Raw genomic sequence first — 22,104 nt, forward strand, 5'->3', positions numbered from 1 at the left:
GACGGATGGCCCGTCACTTGGGAAGCGGTCAGGCAAATGCCGTGACGTTGCGAATCCGGTCGAGCAGGATCTGAGGATCCCGGCATTCGATGAACCTCCAGTGTCCGAGTTGACCCCACCGGGAGACGGCCCTGCACCATCGCTGCGCAGCCTCGTGCTTCGCCCGGTCCTGTTCGGTCTGACGTCCCTTGGTCTCGATGATGAGCATCGAGCCGTCCGCGAGGCGGACTAAGAAGTCTGGGAAGTAGGCGTGCGAGGTCCCCAGGAACTCATAGGCGATGCTCATCTCCACGCCGTCGTTCTTGACGTAGCACTGGATGAGCCCTTCCAGAGCCGCTTGCTCCAGACGGAACGCAGCCGCCTGCTCCCATTGCCGTGTGTCTGCGACGACTTGGTTGACGTGGCTGTGCATCGTCGGATAACACGGCCTCGTCGTCTTGAAGTTGACGGACGCCGTCGAGCCAGTCGGCCGGTATCTGTTCAAGACCGGGAGGAGAGGGGCCTCTCCTCCGGCGTCGTCGGGCTCGATGGCGTCGAGGAGCCGCTCGATGACAAGCTGGGTATAGCGTTCGAGGCCTAACTCGCGAGGGTCCACGTCGCGGAAGCGGACCTTCCGTCGTACGTACTCCTCCACAAGAGCATAGACCTGAGGGAAGAGTTGATGCCGCGACCGGCCTTTGAGCTTGGGCGCTGCGCCTTCACCGTCGCCCCCCACGTACACCGTGAGCCGGTCCACGATCTGGCGTGCAATCTCAAACTGGATCGTCTGTAGGTGCGTCGTCTCGTAGTACGCCCGGCGGTCTTGTAACTCGGTCTGGAGTTGGCCGAGAGCGGCAGGCGTACCCGTCTGGTAGCCCACCTGCGGCTTGACGAACGCAGCTGTCGGGGTGAGGTCTGGAGCGACCACGACCTCCTCCATCGCCCCCACGTCGGCTCGGATAAGGTTCTGCTTCAGCGCGAAGGCGTAGCCCTCCACGATGGGGAAGCGGATCTCAAACGCCGAGCGTTCCTCCAGGGCCACGACGTGTTGCTTCGGCTTGTCCTCGGGCGCCTTCTTCTCTTTCTCACGTCCCCGGAAGGGGATGACTGAGAACGGGATGCCGTACACGTCCACGTATTCCTCAGTCAGCCGTCCCGTCTCGGGGTCGGGCGTGTAGTCCATGCGGCGGAGGCCCCGACCGACGACCTGCTCGCTGAGGAGTTGGCTGCGGAAGGCGCGGAGGCCGAGGATGTGGGTGACGTTGTTGGCGTCCCATCCCTCCGTGAGCATCTGGACCGACACCACGCACCGAACCTGCTCGCCGGGCTGACCGACCTCGCCGACCGTTGCGATGAGGCGGCGGAGTGCTTCGGCCACGTCGCTCTTGCTCTTGGACGGGTCCTCGCTCTCCGCTTCGGCAAGGAGCTTGGAGTCGATTCGAACGGTACGGAGTTGGCCGGGTGTGTTGGCGAACTCCGGGCGGACCGCACTCGGGCCGTAGACCGTCTCGCCGTCCTCGACACGCTCGCCGGAGATCTTCTCGTAGAAGAGCTGCGCGAGGTCGGTGTTGTCGAGGACCACGATCATGACGGGCGGGACGTTCTCCTGCCCCGGTGCTGCCTCAGCATAGTAGTCGAACCGTTCCTTCCACTGCGAGGCCAGCGTCTGCACGGCGTCCTCGGCTTCGCGCCATGCGGCATCCGGCTTCGGCTTTCCGCCGGGGAGTTTCTCGCCGGGCTGGAGCGCGTCCATCACGCTGTCCCACAGCGCGAAGTATTTCGGCTCCGGGCGGCCGGTCGTATCGGAGACTGGAAGGCGGGGCACCTTCGTGATCCCGCTCTCGATGGCGTCCACGAGCCCGAAGTCCGAGACGATCCACGGGAACGGGGTGCCCTGCGCATAGCCGCTCGACTGGAGGTAGAACGGGGTCGCCGAGAGGTCCACGCAGAAGGCGACCCCGCACGCGGCGTTGATCTGGTCGAGGCCGCTCACCCAGACGGTCGCCTCCTCCCAGTCGTCCTTGCTCTCACCCTTTGCCCGCTCCTCCATCGACTTCGGCCGGTAGGCGTGGTGGGCCTCGTCGTTGAGGACCATGATGGGGCCTGCGTCAGCGAGATCGCCGAGGCGCTTCTTCGCGAATGCCTCTGGGCTCTCCTCACCCTTGTTCACCACCCGGTACGTGTTGTCCCCCTCCTTGTGTGGCGACTCTGGGAGGAAGTTGTGCCAGTTGGTCACGAGCACGTCGCCTGCGTGGAGGCCGTCTCGGAGCGTGCTCGGGACGACATCGAACTCGTCGTAGTAGTTGCTCTCACGGTCGGGGCGGAGAACCTGGAGCCGCTCCTTGACCGTGAGGTTCGGGCAGACGATGAGAGCGGCGGCCGGGAATCGCTCGTCCGTGGGGTTCCGGTGCCGGTTACAGAAGGCCCACGAGATGAGCATCGCCATCACGACCGTCTTGCCCGAGCCAGTCGCCATCTTGCTTCCGTAGCGGCGGAGGCCGGGGAGCGAACGGTCGGCGGGCTGGTCGAGGACGGTGGGCACGAGCGATCCCATCATCTGCTCTGCGAACTGAGGCTTCTTCCCCTCTGTGAGGGCGTCGAAGTCCTCGCGGCTGAGCTGCGGGGTGAACCTCGGCTTCCGGCCCGAGCCCAGGATCTCCGTCAGGTACACAACGGTCTCGACGGCCTCGCGCTGGCAGAAGAACAGCCGCCGGGGGAGGTCGTCGCGCGACCAGTGCCGGAGGAGTTGCTTGGTGACGGGCGTGGCCGCCTCGTAGCCGCTCTCTCGCCAGCGGCGAACGTCGGCGCGGAGCCGGTTGACGAGAGGGAGGTCGTCTCGGCTTTCCTCCGTGAAAAGGGCTGTCTGTGCGGTTCCGGTCTTCTCGGTCTTGTACCAGTAGAATGCGTCGCGGCGGCCGGTCTGCTCGCTCGGGGCACCCGTCTGCTCATCGTAGACCCAGTGCGAGGTCGGTTCGTCGTAGGGGTTGTTGAGGATGGGCTGCGCGACCGGCTGGATCGGCAGTTCCTGCTGTCCGTCGTAGGTCATCGCGCGGCCTCGGTCTGGTAGGTAGCGCCCCCGACGGTGTGGACACGGAGGGCCTCGTTTCCGCGCGGGTCGATCACCTTCACGGCGACACGCTTTCCGGGCTTGAAAGGGAGGCTCTCGGTCCCGCTCAGTCGCGCGAAAGCGTCGGCGTCTACCTGCGTCTTGAGCGCGGCTTTCAGCTTCTTCCACGCGGTCTTGTCAGGGAAGAAGGCCTGGCTGACGCAGAACGTCCGGCCGTCGTAGTCGTGATCCACGAACCACGCCGCCACCTTCTGAGCCTTCGTGGGCACGAGGGCGTTCTTGACGGGATCGTACACGTCCATGCCCTCCATCGTTACGCGAACATGGCCGTCCTCGTCTGCCTCGACGCTCGTACGCGGCTGGCCGAAGACGGTGAAGAGTTGGGACTGCGCTGGCTTCTTCAGCAAGTCGTCCATCACCACGTCCGGCGCGACCGTCGCGAGGTGCGTGCGGACCCGGGGATTGGAGTCCGCTTCGATGGCGGCCTGGGCGGCGCCGTCGATGTTGAACCCTGCGAAGAGGAGGTGGTCGTAGCCGCCCCGGCTTGCGGCGAACAGGGCTTCCTCGACCTGGACCGCCGTGATGGGGCCGTGCTCGGGGCCGAACGAGACGGCGATGCGTTGCTCGGTGCCGTCGCCGGAGGTCCATTCGCCCTCGGCGTGGAGGACCGAGTGTGCCATTCGGTCGAGCCGGTCGAATCCCTGCGTCGCGTTGCCGAGGAAGCTGGCGCCGTCCTCGCGGAGGAGCCGCGTGAGCTTGTCGAGGTAGGCCTCGGCGTTCGCAGCGTCAACGACGGCGTCCGCCGATTCGCCGTTGCCGAAGGAGCCATCGAGCGCGTCAGGGGCGCCGCCGATGGGACTCTCGGTCGCATCGGGAAGCGTGGCTTCGGCCGGGAGTACGGCCTCGACGGTGAAGGGGCCGGACACGCGGACGACCCCCTTCTCTACTTCGGGCTGGTCGTAAAGCGTTTCGTGCGCTGCATTCGCGGCGACGGTTTTTTGCACCTCGTCGCGCTTCTTCGCCCACGCCTTCCGGTACGCCGCGACGGCTTCGGCGAGGGCATCAGGGTAGTCCTCGTCGGCGTCGAAAGGGACAGTCCAATGTTCGAATGTGTCCTCGGGGAGTACCCAGCGTCGCTCGTCTGCGTCGGTTACCGCGCGCTTGCCTTCCTCCTTCTCCTTCGCTTTGAGCTTGGCCGCCAGCTTCGAACGGAGCGAGCCGTCCACCTCGGCCAGCGCCTCGTCAAGCTGGCCGAGGTGGCCGTCGAGAACCTCACGATGTTTGTCGAGGGCGGCCCCGAGCGTCGGGTGGTTCGTGATGGCCCCCATTGTGATGTGAGGGACCGTCCGGTGCTTGAACCCTCGCCCTGGGTCGTTGGATTCGTCGGCCTTGACGGCGAAGTAGGGGTAGCTCGCTGTGAGAAGCCGCTGGCGTGCGATTGCAACGCCGACGCGGCTCGTGTCGATGGTGATCCACCGACGGCCCCACGTCTCCGCGACGTAGGCCGTCGTGCCGCCGCCGCACGTGGGGTCCAACACGAGGTCGCCCGGATCCGTGGTCATGAGCAAGCAGCGTTGCACCACCTTCGTGGAGGTCTGGACGACATACTTCTTGCTGGATGCCCCTTGCGTGTCGGTCCACATGTTCGTCATCTCCTGGACGGGATAGTCGTCTAGGCGGAATACGTAGCGTGGAACGTTGCGTGGCACCTCTATACGGTCTGCGTTTAGCAGCTTTTCGAACCCTTCTGGATTGGTCTTCCAACTCTTTCCGCTTGCGGGTGTGTAGTCCTCTCCCTTGATCTCGGCATCGAATACGCAACTCTCCGTCCGGCCAGCCGAGACCATGTCTGTCAGCGTGAACGGCTTCGATTCTTTCGGGAGCGGCGACTGCCGGTCTCGCTCGCGCTTCGTCATCTTCCGCCGCGCGCCGTTCGATAGTTCTAGGTTGGTGAACTGTGTTCCACGGCCGTACTCCCGCTCTTGGTAGAGCTTGTGGAACTTGACGTGCTCAGCGTCCCGGGCGTACCACACGAGGTAGTCGCCGATTCCAGCGAGGTACTTCGCTCGGAGCGGGATCTTCGTTCGGAAGGTGATGACAGACATAAAGTTCTCCGCCCCAAATACCTCGTCTAGGATGGCCCGAACGCGGTGGAGGTTCTCGTCGCTGATCTGGACGAAGACGCTCCCACGCTCGTGGAGCATCTCGCGGGCCATCACGATTCGGTCGCGGAGGTAATCGAGGTAGCTGTGGATGCCGAGCCGCCACGTATCTCGGTATGCCTTGACCATCTCGGGCTCGCGCGTCAAGTGGCTCTCGCCGTCCTTTACGTTCTTGTCGCCGACCTTCGGCTGGAAGTTGCTCGCATAATTGATCCCGTAGGGCGGGTCGATGTAGACCATTTGGACCTTCCCCGCCAGCCCCTCGCGCCGAGCGAGACTCGCCATCACCTGGAGCGAGTCGCCGAGGATGAGACGGTTGGCCCAGTCCACGTCATGCTCGTAGAACTTGACGGCGTCGCCGAACGGGAGTTGGGGATCGGCGAAGAGGTCGCGCTGCACGTCCTCCCGCTGCGCCGCCCGAATGACGGCCTGGGCGCTCACCCGCTCGTGGACGTTGAGTGCTACGGGCTCTACCTCGAAGGCGTGCTTCTCTCGCTTGCCCGTCCATTCGAGCCACGGCCGAGTGTGCTTGAGCAGTAGCCGCGCCTCTTCCTCGGAGAGAGGCCGCTCCATCGCCTCGGCGAGCAGCCCATCCAGGTCGTCGGCCTCGCCGGTCTGGTCAAAGCGGAGCTTGGGCGGGAGGTGCGGGTCGTAGCGGTGGACGTGCTTTGGCGTCTCCGCCACGCGTCCTTGCGCCGCAAGCCCGGCGGGCGGGAGGTTCTTGCGGGTGGCGTCATGCCGGTAGTCTTGAACGTCGCGCGAAGCCATAGAATCAAGAAGAGGAGGGCCGCGAAACTACGGGGGCTGTTAGGTGAGTGTGGGCAGATCTGAGGGGGGCGCTCCGTGCGTGGTGCCTCACAGGCACATCCGATGTGCGGCCTCCGCGACTGCATTGTCGAGTTCGGCGAGTAGAGGAGAGGGACGGGTGAACTTGGGCTCTCGGGTGATCCGAAGCACCTCGTTCCGCCTGTCGCTAGCCCGTTGCCTCGAAATGATGCGTGCCTTGCGATGCGCCGCGATCTCAGCCAGCACGTTTCCGACTCCCCGGTGATAGATCTGCTCGACGGCGAGGGCACGAAAGAAGTCTGTAGCACGGAGGTCCGTCCGAAGCTCCCGCCCCTTCTCCACCTTCCCGTACCAGTCGCTCCACTTCCCAGCGACGTGCAAGCGGAACGCCTCCTCGCAAGTGTTGGAGAGCGTCAGCCCTTTGCCGAGCTGCTCGGCAACGCCTCCGTTCCGGTAGGACAGCTCTAGCCTCAGCAGTCCCCCAGGCACAGAGCACCCCGACTGCGCTCCCTTGTCGTAGAAGTGGTATGAACGGCGATGGGTGATGAACTTGAGCGTCTCGCCTCCTCCGTTTGGGTCTTGCACCGTGAGTCGCTTGTGCCGCCCCAATGCCCACAGGAGAGGGAGGTAGACGCATACCGGAGTTGAGAGCGAGAGGTCGGCGTAGATCTCAATGCGAGTGACCTCCGCCGTGCCCATGTCGAAGCCGAGAGCGTCCGACAGCCTCTCGGTTGCGAGAGTCGCCACTCTCGACGGAACCGCCCCGTCAGCGTATCTGGCGAGACCTCCCCGGAGCCGAAGCGTGTCGTTTCTCAGTGAGTAGCTGAACGGGCCGAGTGCGCCTCTCCAAATGACCGACCCGTCTGGAAGCGTGACCCTTGACGGAGGCGGTAGCCGATTTAGCACAGCCTCAGCCGAGGGCACGTAGGCTCGGAGGTTGACGCGATCAATCATCCCGTCTGTCCGGTCTCTTGCCCCCTCGCGCGGGTTCTTAGTGGTGCCACCAGAGCCCGTCCGCCTCGGTGTGCCAGAGGGGCAAGAGAGAGGGGTCTCACAGCGTCCGCGCATTGCGCCGGATGAACGCCTGCAGCGCCGACGGCTCGAACCGGCGCACGCCCCGCCCCGTGCCGATCCGCACAACGGGGATCTCCCCCGTGGCGACGAGGGATTCGACGGTCCGCTCGGACACGTTGAGGCGCGCGGCGGCTCCAGCGAGGTCATAGAGGGGCGGCTCTCCTATCGACGGGCGGTCTCTAGCGGCGGCGAGTTCCTCGCGGACGGCGCGGCGGAATAGGGCCTCTAGATCGGCGAGAGCGTCGGGGGGCGGCGTGTCAGGGTCCGGGGAGGGCACGGCGGCATCGGCGCGGCGCGTCCGGTACGAACGCAAAGCGGGCTCCCCTTCGGTGCCGCCGAGGTGGGGAGCCCGCTTGCGCTCGTCCCGGGCGTACCGGGCGGAAGGAAGATCGGGAGGGGCCGGAGGAGTGGGACCTCAGCAGCCGTCCTCGGCGGCGATCACAGGATGCAGGGCCGTCAGCCGTCATTCCTAGGTCATCCTCCCGTCAATTGCCCGTCATCCTCCCGTCAATTGTCCGTCATCCCGGCGGGTCCTCTCCAACGGCGGCGAAGAGTAACGCGATGAAGCCCTCGAACCCGTCCGCTCCCTTGTAACCCAACTGTCGTTTGACCGTTCGCAAATTGGCCTCTGTGAGATCCGTGGCGTCCCGCAACGCTTTGAACGGTGCCCCCCGCTTTCGTCGGAATCGAGAGGGATCCCGCCGAAACGCCTCCCTCAACTGATCGGCATACTCGTCGGCTATGTATCCCGAGACTCCGGGGGCTGGGGGCGGTGTCGCTCCCTCTCCCTGACGTGCTGTCGAGGGTGCAGTCTCGGCTGTGGGCTTAGGGGGCCGAGGAACAAAGGGCTTCACGACGCCCGCCCTTACGAGCACGTCGCCAGGCCAGAGCGAATACAGCTTGCCACGGACGATGCCGCGATCTGGGAAATTACTCTCGGCCTTGTAGGTCTCACGGGTTCCGTCATCCTCATTGTCCGGTAGAGGCGTCTCGATGCGTTGGTTTCGGGCGTTTCCAGGGAATACCGCGTTTCGGTTCGCCTTCAACTGGCTTCGAACAAATCTTACGAGATCGGGATAAGTGTCGCCGAACTCGCTTGTCGATGCATACGCGCGGTGAGCCGCCTCCTCATACCGATCCATTCGTTCACGTAGTCCCGCAAGGTATTCGAGTCTGCGAACCGGAGTCGGGAGGGTGTTGAGCCACTCCTCTACTTCTATCTGTGGTGGAGGCTGTAGTGCCAACGCGGCGGGTAGGGCAGAGGCGCGCTTCTCCTCAGGTGTTTGGGTGGACGGGAGTCCCGACAGCAGGCTCGGCCCTCTTTGTCTCCAGTCCGGCACCTGTGCTTTCCTCAGTTCGCCCCGCTCCAATGCACTATTCATTTGGTTACGGAGTGAGGCCGGATCATTCGAGGCGTGCCGTTCGAGATAGGCTTGGTCTGCTTCCACGACCGTTCTCAGATAGGCGCGCTGGTCACCGACTAGCAGTAGTTGATCCAGCTCCGCAAGGACGGTCCCCCAACTAGGTCGGCGGTACGGAGTGCTCATGTTCTACGGCGGCGGAATGAGTCGAGAGGATACCGACGAGAGTTGCGACGGCGCAAGACTCTTGTTAGCTTGGAGTCCTCCCGCTTTCCCGCTGACAGATGGCAGGCACAGACTTTATCTCTACCGCCGAGGTCGCACGCCGGAAGGGGTGCACCGGGATGGCCGTCCGCAACGCGATCCAACGCGGGGACCTCAACGGCCGGAAGCTTGGCCCCGTCTGGGCCGTCGCCGACGACGAGTCCCTCGCCGCGTGGCAAGTCAAAGAAACCGGCGGGCGCACGCATCGCCAGAACCGGGATGCTGAGATAGCCAACGAGGAGGCATAGCCATGGCACAGACGAGCACCTACCGCGCCGAACTTCCCGACGGCTCCCGTATCGAGCGGTCTTACCGCGTCGAGGAGGGAAAGAAGGTCCCTCGTGGCAACTGGCAATGGGTCGTGTACGATCCTGACCGGCGGCCGTCTCGGAAGCGGGTGAACCTCCGCACGAAGGACAAGGCAGCGGCCATGTCCCGTGCCCTCGAACACGCGCGCGACCGCTCCCTCGGGACCTTCGACCCGTGGGGACAGGCCGCCTCGACGGGCGTGTCGGTCACCGAGGCGGCGGCGGCCTACATCGCCAGTCAGAAGCGCGCAGGCCGGGCCGAGGGCACGGTGAACTCAGCCGAGCGCCTCCTCTCTGCGTTCGAGCGGTCGCTTCCCGCCGGGTGCAACGTTGCGCACGTCGAGCCCATGCACGTCGAGCGGTTCGTCTCAGCGCCGAAGCCCGGCAAGGAAGGGAAGCCCGGTCCGCCCAAGTCGGCCGGGACCCGTCGGCGGTATCGCGCGGTGCTCCGTCACTTCTTCGCGTTCTGCCAGCGGCGCGGCTACACCCGCACCGATCCGACGGCCGATCTGGAGGCCCCGACCGGCCGGGCCAACCGCCGCGATCACGTCACCGAGGCGGAGGCTGCCAAGATGCTTCGCACCCTCGACGCCGCCGAGGTGCTTGACGGACGTTCCTACGGCTGGCTCCGCGACTGGCTCGTCTTCGGCATGGGCACAGGTCTGCGGCCCGGCGAGCAAGCGGGCCTTCGCTGGAGCGACGTGAGGCTCTCGGAGGGAGCCCTCCGCGTGCGGGGGACAAAGACCTCGAGCTCCGCTCGCCCGGTCCCCGTTGCGGGCGACGCGCTCGCCGTGCTCCGCCAGCGGTCCGAGGCCCGCGCCGACGAGAGCGATAGTCTCGTCTTCGTCGGCTCCCGAGGCGGGGCCGTCGAAATGCGCCACCTGTCGAAGCGGTTGAACGCCCTAGCGGAGTCGGCCAAGGTGAAGAAGAACGTGACGGCCTACAGCCTCCGGCATTCCTACGGGACGCGCATGGCAGCGGCGGGCGTGCCTCTCCTCGACCTCGCTCGGATCATGGGCACGTCGGTTGCGATGATCGAGCGGCACTACGGGCACTACTGCCCCGAGCGCGGCGCGGCGCACGTCCTCCGCGTGTTCGGCACAGAGGCTATGGCATCCACCTCGACTTCCGTCTAGCCAGATGCCGACGACGCTTCCCCTCGTCTCTCCCGACCTCCACGTCTTGATCTATGAGGGCTTCGAATGGACAGGGGGGGCGTACGTCGTCCGGGCAGTGGACGAGGCCGGGCAGCCGTTCCGAGTGTCTCGGCTTCTCGGCACCGACGAGACAGGAGTGCTCTACATCGGGAAGGCGAAGGTCTTTGGGAGCCGGGTAGTCCACCTGCGGAAATGCGTCCTGCCCAAGTTCAAGACGTCAAACCACGCGGTCGCCTACAAGCTCGATAACCACGACGGGATTCGGTCCGCCTTCCCACCGGAGTGCATGGTCGTTGACCTGTACGGGGATCAAGACCCGAGGGGGAAGGAGAAGGCCCTCCTCTTGGAGTACTTCTACGCCTTCGGCGAGTCGCCCCCATTCAACAAGTCCGACTAGCAGAGCCGTCGAGTCCGGCAGAAGTACGGCAAATGTACGGCAAGGGGCTGCGGATTCTTGCAGATCCTCGCGGAGGCACTCTGCACAAATCTCCGATTTTAAGGCGGTCGGGCCGGTTTGGATCTGTCGCGACACCCCGCTTGACGCACTCGTAATGAGCAGGTCGTCAGTTCAAATCTGACCGTTGGCTCTTAGACGCCTCTCCCGATGCCGGCCGGGGGAGGCGTTTTTCGTGGCGTGTCCTCAGCGGACGACCGCGGTGGTCTGGACAATCAGCCTCGGGCCCGAGGCGGGTGAGGTCAGACCCCGTAGCCTTGCACGTCGCCCGCTACATCGGCGGCAGTGGCGCCGGAGAGGAGCTTCATCGACGCGGGCTCGGCGCGCCTCTGAAGCAGTTCCAGCGACAGCCACACCAACTCCCCCATCGTCTGAGCCTCGCGGAAGTCGGAGATGGCGTAGTGCCGGGCAAGGCTCTCGCCGAGGGCGGTCACCGACGCTTCGGGCGCGATCAGGTCCTCGCGCATGACCGCCATCAGCTCCGCGTAGCGGCCGTGCGTGACGCGCAGGCGCCCCGCCATGAGCGCCCGCTCCTCGCGCTGGTACTGGTCCACGGTCGGCTCGGTGAGATGCTGCAGGCCGAACTGGATGACCGGGTTGTTGGTCGGGAAGTACTGCGGCAGGTAGACCTGGCGGCGGGCGTGGTGGCTCTGCTGGTCGAAGTCGATGGCCCGCATCCGGAAGTGGAGCTTCTCGAAGTCCGGCGTGATGTCCACGACCCAGTTGCCCGCGTGCATGTCGCCGAGCAGGCGCACGAAGCAGCGCTCGTTGAACTTGACGAACTCCTTCGACAGGCGGACCTGATCGAACCGGTTGTCGGGCAACTGGTCGCGCATGAAGGCGTCGCCGGGCAGCCCGATGATGTGTTCCTCGATGATGGTCTGGTCCCGCAGTTCGGTGCCGTCGACGCGGACGAGGAAGTTGATCGAGTTGGGCGAGAGGATGTGCTCCAGCTCCAGCCCGTAGACGCGGCTCGCGTCGGCGCGCTTGACGTAGAAGTAGTCGAAGTTCTCGTTCAGCCGGTTCACGATCCGGACGCGGAACGGAAGGGTGTTGCCGTACAGGCAGAGGTCGATGCGGTCGATGTAGAGGTGCTCGACCGTCGAGCGGTCTCCGGCCGACTTGAGGAGCGCGTAGGTGGTCCGCAGGGCGTCGTGGATCTCGACCTGCTCGGCGGGCCCGTAGAAGACGCTGCTCCAGAGCGTGTCCTCGCCCCGCTCGTCGTAGAGCGGGAACTGGCCGACGTGGCGCGCGAGGTCCTCGTAGCGGACGCCGCCGTCAGCGAGGCGCCCGTACCCGGCGAGGTAGTCGGCGAGGTGGTCGCTGACCGGGTAGGCGGGCTTCTTCTTCGAGATCAGGTTGCGGCGGGCGTCCACAGTAGGCAGGAGAGGTGGGCCAGATACGCAGGCCCGGCGGGGACGTTCGAGGCGTCCTGTTCTTCGACGCGGTCGGCCCGGTGATCTTCGAGTCAGTACGCATGAGGTATACTCGTCTTCGATCACGATGCCCTCTGCGCATGTCTGTTTGTCTTAAGTACCTCGTTTTATTTGCATTCGTGGCGCTGGGTGCTCCAGCGGGCGCACAGCACGGGCCTCCGCCGTCCGCATCCGGATTCGTCGTCGATGCAGCGGATGTCCTGCCCCTCAGCACCGAGCAGGAACTGAACCGGCAGCTTCAGTCCCTCGACGACTACACCTCGGTGCAGATGAGTGTCGTCACGGTTGCATCGTTGGGTGGGCTTCCTGCTCGAGCCTACGCGACCCGCTTGATGCGGGAGTGGGGCATCGGGCAGGCGGGACTGAACAACGGCCTGTTGGTGCTGCTCGCCCCTGCTGAGAGCGAGGTCTACGTCAGTGTCGGGACAGGACTGGAGTGGCAGATCCCGGATGCTGTAGCCGGGAGGGCGGTCGAGAGCATGGTGTCCCACTTCGCGACCGGCGACTTCGAATCAGGACTCCGGGCTGGGGTTGACATGCTGGCTGAGAGGGCCACGTCGGTGCCGTGGGATGTCCGCTACACGGGACTCGATGCGTTGCCTGAGAGGAGGACGCGTGCAGTCGGCGCTGTCGTTGAGATGAGGGGCCAGTTGAGCACAGACCGGAACTGGCTGATGACTGGAGGCGAGCGTGTAGCGCTCAGGTATCCGCCCTACTGGGAGGATGGGCGAAGGGGTGAGCCTTCGAGCGTCGTCGGAAGGATCGTGATCGCGGAGCCGCTCACCGTGCAGGTACTGGGCGTGATCGAGTGACGCGAGTGGGGGGGCTGCGGGGTATCCTCCGTCACGCCCCCACCCTCCGCCCCGATGCCCGCCCGCCCCACCTCGGTCGTCCTCTGGACGCTGCTGCTGCTGGCTGCCCCCGTCGTCTCCGCCCAGGCCGCCCCCGAGGCCAGCCGCGGGGCGGACACGCCTGAGGACCTGCACGCCCTCTTCGCCGACTGGCGGGCCTTCGAGCGCCCGCCGATGCGCGACGGGGCGCCCGACTACACCGCCGAGACGTTCGACGCGCGGCAGCCCGCCTTCGAGGCGCTCCGCGCCCGGCTCGCCGCCCTCGACACGACCGGCTGGGCCGTGCCCGACCAGGTCGACTGGCACCTCGTCCGCGCGGAGATGAACGGCTACGACTTCAACCGGCGCGTGCTGATGCCGTGGGCCCGCGACCCGGCTTACTACCGGTCCGTCTGGATGGGCCGCAGCGACGTGCCCGCCCACGAGGGCCCGACGCACCACGCCGTCACCGAGGTCTGGACGTACGACTTCCCGCTCTCGGCCGACGCCGAGCAGCGCCTGATCGCCGACCTGAGCGTCATTCCGCCGCTGATGCGGCAGGCGCGTCTCAACCTGACCGGCAACGCGCGCGAGCTGTGGGTGGCGGGCATCCGCCCCATGCGGCAGCAGCGCGCCCACCTGGACGCCCTGCGCGACCGCGTCGCCCCGACGGCCAGCGAGGCGTTGCTGGAGATCATCCAGGAGAGCGCCCTCGCGACCGACGACCTGGTGGCGTGGCTGGAGGCCGAGGCGCCGGGCAAGACCGGCCCGTCGGGCATCGGGCGGGAGAACTACACGTGGTACCAGCAGAACGTCCACCTCGTGCCGCTGACCTGGGAGGACGAGGTTCGCCTGCTGCAGCGCGAACTCGACCGCGCGTGGGCGTCGCTGGCACTCGAGGAGCACCGCAACCGCGACCTCCCGCCGCTCGACCTCGCCACGACGCCCGAGGCGATGGCCGCCAAGTCCGACGAGGCCGTCCGGCGCCTGATGACCTTCCTGGAGGACCGCGACATCCTGACCGTGACCGACTACATGGAGCCGGCGCTGTTGCCCCACCGGGTCCAGTTCGCGCCCGAGGCGACGCGCAACTTCTTTCTGATCGGTGCCCACTACGATCCGCTGCCGCTCACCACGCACTGGTACCACTGGTTCGAGCTGGCGCGGATGGACCTGGAGCCGCACCCGAGCCCGGTCCGCCGAGGCGCGCTGCTCTACAACATCTGGGACAGCCGCAACGAGGGCACGGCGACGGGCGTCGAGGAGATGTTCATGCACGCCGGGCTCTACGACGACAGCCCCCGCTCGCGCGAGCTGGTCTGGATTCTGCTCGCCCAGCGCGCCGCCCGCGGCCTGGGCTCGCTCTACGCTCACGCCAACGAGATGACGATGGAGGAGGCCGGGGGCGTCCACATGACCGGCACGCCGCGCGGCTGGATGTCCACCGAGCCCGACCTGCTGATCTTCGAGCAGCACCTCTACCTCCGCCAGCCGGGCTACGGGACGAGCTACGTCACTGGCAAGTATCTCCTGGAACGGACCCTGGGGGATGCCACCCGTCTGGCCGCGGCGCGCGGCGAGGCACTCCCCCTCGGCACCTTCTTTGACCGCCTCAACGCCATCGACAGCGTCCCGATCTCGCTTGCGCGCTGGGAGATGACGGGCCTGGACGACGAGATCCGCGCGCTCTCCGGGGACCGGCCGTAGGAGCGGTCTTCAACTCGCTCTTGCCCGGCACTCCCGCTCCAGCGTTACAGCCGCTCGATGCGCACCCGCGCCGTCCCGGACTGCACCATCCCGATCCGGCGGGCGGCGCCCTTCGACAGGTCGAGGATGCGCGAGCCGTGGAACGGTCCCCGGTCTGTCACGCGGACGACCACGCTGCGCCCGTTCCGCTCGTTCGTGACCCGAAGGCGCGTGCCGAAGGGGAGCGTCCGGTGGGCAGCGGTCAGGGCGTCCGGGTCGAAGCGCTCGCCGCTGGCGGTGCGGCGTCCGCGGAAGCGCTCGCCGTAGTAGCTGGCGCGGCCGGTGCCGATGTGCACCCCGCGGGCTTCCACCTCGGCGAAGCTGTCGGAGGGGTCGGCGGTGGCGAGCGCCACGAGTGCCGTCGAGTCTGCCGCGGCGACCACGATACCGGGCACGGGCGTCCACACCAGCGCCGCGTCGAGGGGGGTGGCCTCCGAAGACGGCGTCGACGAGGTCGCCTCCTGCGCCGAGGTGGGCAGGGCGAGGGTCAGCAGCGCGGCGACGAGCAGGGGACGGACGGGGCGCACGCCCCAAGTCTACGGCGTCGATCCCGAGGTGCCATCCCTCGTCTGTTCATGCTCTTCGGTCGTCTGCCCGCCGCGGCATCTGCGCCGGGTGAGACGCGAGCGGTGAGGGGCACGACGGCACATCGCGAGCGTCCACTCGTCGCTGCGGGCGCCTCCACCTCACGCCGTGACGGCCTCCACGACCCGCGCGTAGTGCGCTTCGTACTGCGGCACGATCCGGTCGATGTCGAAGTGTTCGACGGCGCGGCGGCGGGCCGCCTCCGCCATGGTGGCGTGGAGGTCGGGCCGCGTGAGGATGGTGCGCGCGCCCTCCGTCATGCCCGCGATGTCCCCCACGGGGCGGACGAAGCCCGTCTCGCCGTTGAGGTTGAGCTCCGGGATGCCACCCACGTCGCTCGACACCACCGGCACGCCGCAGGCCATCGCCTCCAGCGCCGCCAGCCCGAACGTCTCCGACTCAGACGGCATCAGGAAGAGGTCGGCGATAGACAGGATCTCCTCGACCGGCTCCTGCTTGCCGATGAACCGGACATCGCCCCAGACGCCCGCGTCGCGGGCCGCCTTCTCCGCCTGGGCGCGGTCCGGGCCGTCGCCCACCATGAGGAGCTTGACGCCGCCGGGCTGGCCGTGGCGCGGGTGGCCCTCCGGCCAGGCGCCGCCCGCGTGGAGCTTGGCGAACACCTCCACCACGTCCGGGGCGCGCTTGACGCGGCGGAAGTTGGAGACGTGCGCCAGGAGGCGCTCGCCGTCGGGCGCGATGGCGGCCTTGAAGTGATCCTTCGGCTGCCGCGCGAAGCGCGCCGTGTCCACGAAGTTGGGGATGACCTCGATGTCGGCCGAGACGTCGAACGAACTGTAGGTCTCGCGCCGGAGGTAGTCGCTCACCGCCGTGACGCCGTCACTCGCGTCGATGGAGTGCTCCACGACCGGCCGGAAGCTGGCTTCCTTGCCGACGAGCGTGATGTCGGTGCCGTGCAGCGTCGTCACGATGGGGATCTGGACCCCCTTGCTCCGAAGGATGTCGCGCGCGAGCACGGCGCTCGTCGCGTGCGGAATCGCGTAGTGGACGTGGAGCAGATCCAGCCCGTCGTGCGTCGCCACGTCGATCATCTTCGACGCCAGCGCGAGGGCGTACGGCGGGTACTCGAAGAGCGGGTACGTGTTGACCCGGACCTCGTGGAAGAACACGTTCTCGACCATGTGCTCCAGCCGCAGCGGGAGTGCGTAGGCGATGAAGTGGACCGTGTGGCCGCGTGCGGCCAGCGCCTTCCCCAACTCGGTCGCGACGACGCCGGAGCCGCCGAAGGTGGGGTAGCAGGTGATGCCGATCGTCATGGGGCGCCGAACGCGGGGAGGCGGGCGGAGGTCCGCCTGCGAGGAAGGATCACACGCGGACGGCCTCGCCCCCGTCGGCCTTACGGAGGGACAGGGGAAGGGGGCCTCACGCGCGGTCACCAGAAGGCCCGCCCCGGCGCGAACCGGAGCGGGCCTTTCTGTGGAGACGCCAGAGGGAGAGGACCAGGGACGCCCCGCACCCACCGGCCTCCGAGCTTCGCAGACTACCCGATCTCGCGGAGTTCGACCCGCACCGTCACGTCGGCGCGGGTGATGCCGCGGTAGTCGTTCGAGACACGCTCCAGGTTCACGGCCTCGCGGAAGATGTCGGCCTTGAGCCGCTCGTCGCCGCCCTCGAAGTCGATCTCGGAGGGGAGGAAGATCTCCTCGACGGCTCGGCCGTCGTCGAACGACACGCGGACGGTACGCCCGCGGATCTCGTACGTGCCCCGCGCCATGACCTCGTCGACGCGGTCGCCGCGGAGGCGCTCCAGCCGGACCGTGCCGTCCTCCTGGAGGAACAGCGTCAGGTCTTCCGAGACCTCCTCGCCGAGCGCGCGGTAGTCGCGGACGGCATCGGAGACGGGGTCGAGAGTGAAGGTGGTGAACTCGTACCGCCCGGCGACCTCGATGGCCGTCAGGTCGGGGGCGCCGCCGAACATGCCGAGGGCGCCGCACCCGGACAGGGGGAACGCGAGGAGGGCGACGAGCGCGAAGGAGGCGAGCGTGCGCATGGGGTCTGAGGAAGAGGTGAGGAGGGGAACACGGTAACACCGGGAGGGTCGTGTGCGCTCTGCTTCTCTTTCCCCCTCCGGTCCCCCCACCATGACCCGTCTCCTCTCGCTGGCCTGTCTCCTGGCCCTCGTGGCCGCTCCCGCCTCCGCCCAGGTCTCGGTCGGCCTCGGCGTCGCCGGCGGCGCCAACTTCGCCTCGCTGCAGGACGCTGGCAGCATCGACCTCGACCGATCCATCGGGTACCACGTCGGCCTCTTCGCCGACATCGGCGTCCCGTTCGTGTCCACGCGGGCGGGCGTCTACTACGTCGACGCGGGCTCCTTCGACGGCGTGGCCACCGACGACAACTCGTCCGCCTACGTCGCCATTCCGGTCGACGTCCTCTTCAAGACGCCGACGCCGCTCGCGCAGGCCTACGCGCTGGTCGGGCCCGAGCTTCGGATCCCGGTCGCCGGGCTGGAGACGTTCCCGGAGTCGGACTACACCGTCGGCGCCAACCTCGGGCTGGGCGTCCGCGGCGGCGTGCCGCTGATCGGGCCGAGCGGCTTCGTCGAGGCGCGCTACGGCTTCGACCTGACCGGCCTCCGCGACGCGGACGTCGAGGAGGGGCCGAAGGTCAAGGTCCAGATGATCCAACTCCGCGTGGGCGTCGGGATTTGAGCGTGAGTAGGTAGGGGCTCCCGCTCCTCGCTCCCGCTCGCCGAACGAGAAGAGGCCCGTCCCGGAGTTGATCCGGGGCGGGCCTCCTTGATGTGAGCGAGCGGCGAAGTCTTGACGCCTCGCCGCTCCTTGCTCTCGGCTCAGAACCGCAGCAGCGCGGCGGCGGGGCCGTGGGGGGCGAGGGCCTCGCGCCCAGCGTCCGAGTGGACGAGCTCCAGGCTGGCGCCCTGCTCCATGGCCTTGTCGAGCATGAGCTCCACGAGGTCCGGCACGGCCCGCACGTCGCCGCCGGTGGCCGCGTACGTGCCCTCGGTCTGGGTGGTCAGCATGCCCGAGGTCTGGTCCACGCCTCCGGGGATCGTCTGGTCGCCGTCGACGACGAGCGTCATGACGCGCTGCTGGTTGAGCATCTCCAGCGTGTCGTCGAGTCCGACGACGGCGCGGGACGAGAGCAGCTCCTGCACCTTGCCGAGCGTCTCGACCTCCTCCTTGGCCTCGACCTCGCGCTGGGCGGCGTCGGCGGCCTCGGCCACCTCGGCCGTCGAGGCGAGCGTGTCGCAGGGGAAGTTGCCCGCCACCTTCTGCCGGGTCGACTGGTCGAGCTTGTCGAGGAAGTCCGCCTCCATGTCGGCCGGGGCCGAGTAGAGGACGTGGCGGGCCTCCAGCGTCTTCGTGATCAGGTCGAGGGCATGCGCCGAGCGCTGAGCCTGCTGGCGGCGCAGCTCGGCCTTGCGGTCCTGCTTCTGGTCCTTCGAGACGAGATCGGTGACGGCGAATTCCTCGCCCTCCAGCTCATAGACCTCCTCGACGAGCCCAATCTGGGCGAAGAAGAAGCGGCTCTTGTGCATCGAGAGGAGCGCCAGCACGAAGCGGTCGTTCTCGTCACGCACGCGCGCCAGCGGACGGACGTACGGGTTGTCGGAGACGTGGACCATGTTCGGCAGCGTGACTGCCGTGCCGATCTGCTCGAACAGCCCGATCTCCTCGCACGCGAAGAAGACGACGCCGCGGCCGGTCCGCGGGAGCCCTGCCTCCAGCGCCTCATGGATGCGCTCGCACTCGCGCTCGACGGCCTTCTTGTGCTCGCCGGCGTCGGCCAGGGCGCGGTCGCAGAGGTCCTTCAGGTTGGTCTGCCAGGCCGACCCGATGCGCGACTCGGGCGTCATGTCGAGGTACAGGCTGACGATCGGGGCGCCGTCGGAGCGGCTCTCGTTGAGGCGCGTCAGGTGGTCGGCCGAGAGGAAGTGGAAGCCGGGTGTGGTGGTCCGGCGACGCAGTTCGGCGAGGAGGGAGTCGCGTTCGGTGGGGGAGAGGGCGGACATAGACGAAGGGAGTGTGGGAGGGAGAAGGGAGGAGGGCGCGGGGAACGGCGTCTGCCGGTCTGTCCGTGCCACCCTGCGACGCGTTCCGTCAGGCGTCCGGCAGTGGGTCGCCGGTGTACGAGTCGATGGCCGGGTCGTCGTCGTGCGCGTCGTCGGTCGAGCCGAGGCGGGTCAGAAGGCCCTCACGGGCGAGGTTCATCGCGGCGGCGGTGTCCTTGAGCGAGGCGTCGAGGATCTGAGCGACCTCGGGGAGGCTCACCTCGAACTCGTCGTGCAGGACCACGGCCTGACGGGCCTCGGCCTGGAGCGACGCGTCGGCGAGGGCGGCCTGATCGTCGGCCGGCAGGTCGTCGACGGTGTCCTGGCGGAGGGTCGGGTCGGCGGGCTCAGAGCCGGCGATGATTTCCTCGTACGTGTCCACGTCGAACGGCTGGCGGAACTCGTAGAACTGCTCCCCGACGGCGTCCTGGTCCTCGTTCGTGGGCAGCTCCTCGTCGAGCGAGATGGCCTTGCGCTCGGCGTAGCGCTCCTCGCGGCGGGCGTAGCGAGCCAGCGAGCGCGTCTGGAGGCCGAGGAGCCACGCGCGGAAGGTCATCCGGTCGCCGTCGTAGCGCTCGCGGCGGTCCCAGGCGCGCAGCAAGGTCTCGCCGACGAGCTCGTCCGGCGTCAGGTCGACGACGGCTGTCGGGTCGACGGGCTCTTCGGAGACCACGTCGCGCTCGACGGACAGCTGTCGCTCGGCGGCGTCGTGAAGGGTAGCGATGAAGGGGGCGAGGGCCTCTTCGAAGGCGTCGCGGTCACCGTCGAGGGCGCGGCGCCAGGGCTCTCGGGCCGGGCGGTCGGTCATGGGAGGGAGGGGAAAGCGAGAAGGGAGCCCGACCGCTTCGGGGCCGGTGGGTGTCAACCGGGCCGGGGCACGGGAGGATCCGCCCGGACGGGAGGAACGCGTTCAGGCGCAGTCCATGTCTGCTATGCCCCGCCGCCTCGGAGCCGAGGCGGGCCTACTCGGCGAGCGTGACCACAATGGGGAAGTGGTCGCTCACCGTGCGCGGGTCGTGGCTGTGGACGTAGCGCACGTCCACCACGCGGCGGTAGAGCGCCGGCGACAGCAGCACGTGGTCGATGGCGCTGAACTCGCCCGCGTCGAACTGGCCGTCGCCGTTGCGGTCGTAGAACGATGTGAAGCGCTCGGCCTGCGGCACGTCGCCGATCACGTTGACGAGGTCGTCCTCGGGGCCCGGCCCGGCGCGCTTGACGGTCGCCAGCACGTCCGTGATGGGACGGTAGCCGCCGCGGTCCTGGACCTGATCGTCGAGGTCGTTGAAGTCGCCGAGGGCGATCACCTGCCGTCCCGCCTCGATCTCCTGCTGGACCAGCTGGCGGATGACCTCGGCCTGGGCCTCCCGGCGGTCGCGGCGGTCCACGTCGTCCGGGCGGGCGAGGAAGTGGACACCGATGACGGTGACGGGCGTCCCGTCAGGCAGCGTGAGGCGCGCCCACAGGTTCTTCGAGACGCCGTACCGCGCGTCGCTGACGCCGACCGTCGCGCGCTCGTTCGTCCGCCCCTCGGCCTCGACGGGGAAGCGGGACAGCAGCCCCACGTCCTGCCCCGTGAACGAGTCCAGACCGTCGACCAGCACCGCGTCGTAGCCCAGGTCGGCGAGGCTCTCGTCGGCCATCCGCTGGAGCGTGGCGAGGTTCTCGGTCTCCGGGATCAGAACGAGGTCGGCGTCGAGGGTGCGAACGACCGCGGCGATGGCGTCGCGGTGGGCGCGGGCCGCGGCGGGGTCGCCCTTCCACGCGAACGTCGCCTCGCCCTCATCGCCCTCGCCATCGAACAGAAACTCGCCGTTGAAGGTGGCGATGCGGATGCCGTCGGCGCTCCAGACGGGCGGCGCCTCGACCTCGAACGGGCTCGCTGTCGGGCCGCTGGTGGGCGCGGGGCTGGCGCAGGCGCCGAGGAGGGCGAGGAGAACGAGGAGGCGAGGCATCGGCACAAAAAAAGGGGCGCGCCCGTCGGACGCGCCCCCTCAGCCGGGGATCCGGAGTCGCCTATAGATGCAGCGCCGCCGCGACACCGGAGTAGAACCGGAAGCGGCGCGGGTCGACGCGGTAGCCGGTCGGGTTGACGGGCGCATGGCCCGTCGACCAGTTCGGGGCGCGGCCTCCCACCATCGAGCGCTCGCTGTAGAAGTGGCGCGTCCGCTTCGGGAAGGGGCGCTCCGACGCATCGGCGTGGTAGACCGCGTGGGCGACCTCCAGGGCCTGGACGAAGGCGGGCGAATCCGTGGAGGGCGCCAGCGACGTGTACAGGCGCCGCTTCGGGCTGCCGGGGTTGAAGGCGCTGAACTGGTACGGGTCGAGGACGGTGCCCTCGTACGTCGTGACCCCGCGATAGCCGGTCTCGACACGGTTGCGGATCACCCAGGCGACGAGCTCCTGCTCCTCGGCGCGCTTCGTCTCCGAGTAGATGCACCGGGCCAGCCACAGCACGTCGTCGGTGACGGCGTCGAGGTCGAAGGCCGGCGGCGCGTCAGAGACGAGCATCACCGGCACCGGGGTGGTGTCGGTGGTGGTGGCGTGGATCGTGTAGAAGAGGCCGAGGAGTGGCAGCGAGCCAGCGATGACGACCGTGAGTCCCGTGGCAGTCTTCCTGAGAGCAGTGCGCATGCGTGTCCGGTGGGTGAGCCTGAGTCCGACGAGTGGGGTTCAACGCGAGAACCCGGCCGGAATCGTGAAGGCGTAGCGGAGGCGCAGTAGAGGCGGTGCGAAGTGAGGAGGACACGGGGAATCCAACGTCCTGGCGCGCTCCAAACCGTGTGCCCAAACGGTCTTTTCACAGGCCCTGGGGGTCTCGGGCGCCCTAGACGCGGTGTTATGGCTACCGCTCGCTGCCGAGTG

19 protein-coding genes are annotated in these 22,104 nt (G+C 67.7%); 6 read left to right on the top strand and 13 right to left on the bottom strand.

The genetic code is table 11. From position 1 onward, the window contains the following. Window positions 1-28: 28 nt before the first annotated feature. From B1759_RS14195 to B1759_RS19370, 5 genes are all read right to left on the bottom strand, one after another. A complete protein-coding gene (locus B1759_RS14195) occupies window positions 29-3,025 on the bottom strand; it encodes a BPTD_3080 family restriction endonuclease (protein WP_095515716.1) in 2,997 nt (998 codons plus the stop codon). Next, window positions 3,022-5,781, bottom strand: a complete 2,760-nt coding sequence (locus B1759_RS14200) for a site-specific DNA-methyltransferase (protein WP_158225269.1) — start codon at window positions 5,779-5,781, stop codon at window positions 3,022-3,024. The genes B1759_RS14195 and B1759_RS14200 overlap by 4 nt, the downstream gene beginning before the upstream one ends. A 282-nt stretch (window positions 5,782-6,063) precedes the next feature. Further along, window positions 6,064-6,948: a hypothetical protein gene (locus B1759_RS14205; protein ID WP_143537398.1), complete on the bottom strand. Its 885-nt coding sequence runs from the start codon at window positions 6,946-6,948 to the stop codon at window positions 6,064-6,066. Between the two features lie 97 nt (window positions 6,949-7,045). Beyond that, window positions 7,046-7,345, bottom strand: coding sequence for a helix-turn-helix domain-containing protein (locus tag B1759_RS14210; RefSeq protein ID WP_158225270.1), 300 nt, complete (start codon window positions 7,343-7,345; stop codon window positions 7,046-7,048). Window positions 7,346-7,586: 241 nt separating this feature from the next. Continuing rightward, complete coding sequence (locus tag B1759_RS19370; protein WP_143537399.1) at window positions 7,587-8,615, bottom strand: hypothetical protein; 1,029 nt, start codon at window positions 8,613-8,615, stop codon at window positions 7,587-7,589. Between the two features lie 98 nt (window positions 8,616-8,713). Here B1759_RS19370 and B1759_RS20265 point away from each other — a divergent pair, with 98 nt between their 5' ends. The 3 genes from B1759_RS20265 to B1759_RS14225 all read left to right on the top strand — a co-directional run bounded on the left by B1759_RS20265 (window position 8,714) and on the right by B1759_RS14225 (window position 10,555). Next, window positions 8,714-8,941, top strand: coding sequence for a hypothetical protein (locus B1759_RS20265; RefSeq protein ID WP_095515720.1), 228 nt, complete (start codon window positions 8,714-8,716; stop codon window positions 8,939-8,941). 182 nt (window positions 8,942-9,123) lie between these two features. Further along, complete coding sequence (locus B1759_RS14220; RefSeq protein WP_158225271.1) at window positions 9,124-10,137, top strand: site-specific integrase; 1,014 nt, start codon at window positions 9,124-9,126, stop codon at window positions 10,135-10,137. Window positions 10,138-10,141: 4 nt separating this feature from the next. Continuing rightward, a complete protein-coding gene (locus B1759_RS14225) occupies window positions 10,142-10,555 on the top strand; it encodes a hypothetical protein (protein WP_095515722.1) in 414 nt (137 codons plus the stop codon). Between the two features lie 299 nt (window positions 10,556-10,854). Here the strand turns inward: B1759_RS14225 and B1759_RS14230 are convergent, their stop codons facing one another. Further along, window positions 10,855-11,988, bottom strand: a complete 1,134-nt coding sequence (locus B1759_RS14230) for a hypothetical protein (RefSeq protein ID WP_095515723.1) — start codon at window positions 11,986-11,988, stop codon at window positions 10,855-10,857. A gap of 140 nt (window positions 11,989-12,128) precedes the next feature. On the opposite strand from B1759_RS14230, the gene B1759_RS14235 reads away from it, so the two are divergent. Next, on the top strand, window positions 12,129-12,860 hold the full coding sequence (locus B1759_RS14235; RefSeq protein ID WP_158225272.1) for a YgcG family protein: 732 nt from the start codon (window positions 12,129-12,131) through the stop codon (window positions 12,858-12,860). Between the two features lie 54 nt (window positions 12,861-12,914). Next, window positions 12,915-14,585, top strand: coding sequence for a hypothetical protein (locus B1759_RS14240; RefSeq protein ID WP_198948892.1), 1,671 nt, complete (start codon window positions 12,915-12,917; stop codon window positions 14,583-14,585). 44 nt (window positions 14,586-14,629) lie between these two features. On the opposite strand, the gene B1759_RS14245 is transcribed toward B1759_RS14240, so the two are convergent. From B1759_RS14245 to B1759_RS14255, 3 genes are all read right to left on the bottom strand, one after another. Next, window positions 14,630-15,151 (bottom strand): septal ring lytic transglycosylase RlpA family protein, encoded by a 522-nt coding sequence (locus B1759_RS14245; RefSeq protein ID WP_198948894.1) that lies wholly within the window; start codon window positions 15,149-15,151, stop codon window positions 14,630-14,632. 159 nt (window positions 15,152-15,310) lie between these two features. Beyond that, window positions 15,311-16,486 (bottom strand): N-acetyl-alpha-D-glucosaminyl L-malate synthase BshA, encoded by a 1,176-nt coding sequence (gene bshA, locus B1759_RS14250; RefSeq protein WP_095515725.1) that lies wholly within the window; start codon window positions 16,484-16,486, stop codon window positions 15,311-15,313. Window positions 16,487-16,710: 224 nt separating this feature from the next. Continuing rightward, window positions 16,711-17,220, bottom strand: a complete 510-nt coding sequence (locus B1759_RS14255) for a hypothetical protein (protein ID WP_095515726.1) — start codon at window positions 17,218-17,220, stop codon at window positions 16,711-16,713. Window positions 17,221-17,311: 91 nt separating this feature from the next. Here B1759_RS14255 and B1759_RS14260 point away from each other — a divergent pair, with 91 nt between their 5' ends. After that, entirely contained in the window at window positions 17,312-17,881 is a 570-nt protein-coding gene (locus B1759_RS14260) for an outer membrane beta-barrel protein (RefSeq protein WP_095515727.1), read from the top strand. Window positions 17,882-18,021: 140 nt separating this feature from the next. On the opposite strand, the gene B1759_RS14265 is transcribed toward B1759_RS14260, so the two are convergent. The 4 genes from B1759_RS14265 to B1759_RS14280 all read right to left on the bottom strand — a co-directional run bounded on the left by B1759_RS14265 (window position 18,022) and on the right by B1759_RS14280 (window position 21,873). Beyond that, entirely contained in the window at window positions 18,022-19,203 is a 1,182-nt protein-coding gene (locus tag B1759_RS14265) for a peptide chain release factor 1 (RefSeq protein ID WP_095515728.1), read from the bottom strand. A gap of 88 nt (window positions 19,204-19,291) precedes the next feature. Then, complete coding sequence (locus B1759_RS14270) at window positions 19,292-20,050, bottom strand: RNA polymerase sigma factor (protein WP_095515729.1); 759 nt, start codon at window positions 20,048-20,050, stop codon at window positions 19,292-19,294. A 154-nt stretch (window positions 20,051-20,204) separates the two neighbouring features. Further along, complete coding sequence (locus B1759_RS14275) at window positions 20,205-21,194, bottom strand: endonuclease/exonuclease/phosphatase family protein (protein WP_095515730.1); 990 nt, start codon at window positions 21,192-21,194, stop codon at window positions 20,205-20,207. 61 nt (window positions 21,195-21,255) lie between these two features. Continuing rightward, window positions 21,256-21,873 (bottom strand): cell wall hydrolase, encoded by a 618-nt coding sequence (locus B1759_RS14280; protein WP_095515731.1) that lies wholly within the window; start codon window positions 21,871-21,873, stop codon window positions 21,256-21,258. Window positions 21,874-22,104: the final 231 nt, after the last annotated feature.

The organism is Rubrivirga sp. SAORIC476 (assembly GCF_002283555.1).
Lineage (GTDB): Bacteria > Bacteroidota > Rhodothermia > Rhodothermales > Rubricoccaceae > Rubrivirga.

What these genes read in the sequence shown, in the direction of transcription:
- B1759_RS14195 (WP_095515716.1), bottom strand. Translation starts at nt 3,025, where the DNA reads ATGACCTACGACGGACAGCAGGAACTGCCGATCCAGCCGGTCGCGCAG.
- B1759_RS14200 (WP_158225269.1), bottom strand. Translation starts at nt 5,781, where the DNA reads ATGGAGCGGCCTCTCTCCGAGGAAGAGGCGCGGCTACTGCTCAAGCAC.
- B1759_RS14205 (WP_143537398.1), bottom strand. Translation starts at nt 6,948, where the DNA reads ATGATTGATCGCGTCAACCTCCGAGCCTACGTGCCCTCGGCTGAGGCT.
- B1759_RS19370 (WP_143537399.1), bottom strand. Translation starts at nt 8,615, where the DNA reads ATGAGCACTCCGTACCGCCGACCTAGTTGGGGGACCGTCCTTGCGGAG.
- B1759_RS20265 (WP_095515720.1), top strand. Translation starts at nt 8,714, where the DNA reads ATGGCAGGCACAGACTTTATCTCTACCGCCGAGGTCGCACGCCGGAAG.
- B1759_RS14220 (WP_158225271.1), top strand. Translation starts at nt 9,124, where the DNA reads ATGTCCCGTGCCCTCGAACACGCGCGCGACCGCTCCCTCGGGACCTTC.
- B1759_RS14225 (WP_095515722.1), top strand. Translation starts at nt 10,142, where the DNA reads ATGCCGACGACGCTTCCCCTCGTCTCTCCCGACCTCCACGTCTTGATC.
- B1759_RS14235 (WP_158225272.1), top strand. Translation starts at nt 12,129, where the DNA reads ATGTCTGTTTGTCTTAAGTACCTCGTTTTATTTGCATTCGTGGCGCTG.
- B1759_RS14240 (WP_198948892.1), top strand. Translation starts at nt 12,915, where the DNA reads ATGCCCGCCCGCCCCACCTCGGTCGTCCTCTGGACGCTGCTGCTGCTG.
- bshA (WP_095515725.1), bottom strand. Translation starts at nt 16,486, where the DNA reads ATGACGATCGGCATCACCTGCTACCCCACCTTCGGCGGCTCCGGCGTC.
- B1759_RS14255 (WP_095515726.1), bottom strand. Translation starts at nt 17,220, where the DNA reads ATGCGCACGCTCGCCTCCTTCGCGCTCGTCGCCCTCCTCGCGTTCCCC.
- B1759_RS14260 (WP_095515727.1), top strand. Translation starts at nt 17,312, where the DNA reads ATGACCCGTCTCCTCTCGCTGGCCTGTCTCCTGGCCCTCGTGGCCGCT.
- B1759_RS14265 (WP_095515728.1), bottom strand. Translation starts at nt 19,203, where the DNA reads ATGTCCGCCCTCTCCCCCACCGAACGCGACTCCCTCCTCGCCGAACTG.
- B1759_RS14270 (WP_095515729.1), bottom strand. Translation starts at nt 20,050, where the DNA reads ATGACCGACCGCCCGGCCCGAGAGCCCTGGCGCCGCGCCCTCGACGGT.
- B1759_RS14275 (WP_095515730.1), bottom strand. Translation starts at nt 21,194, where the DNA reads ATGCCTCGCCTCCTCGTTCTCCTCGCCCTCCTCGGCGCCTGCGCCAGC.
- B1759_RS14280 (WP_095515731.1), bottom strand. Translation starts at nt 21,873, where the DNA reads ATGCGCACTGCTCTCAGGAAGACTGCCACGGGACTCACGGTCGTCATC.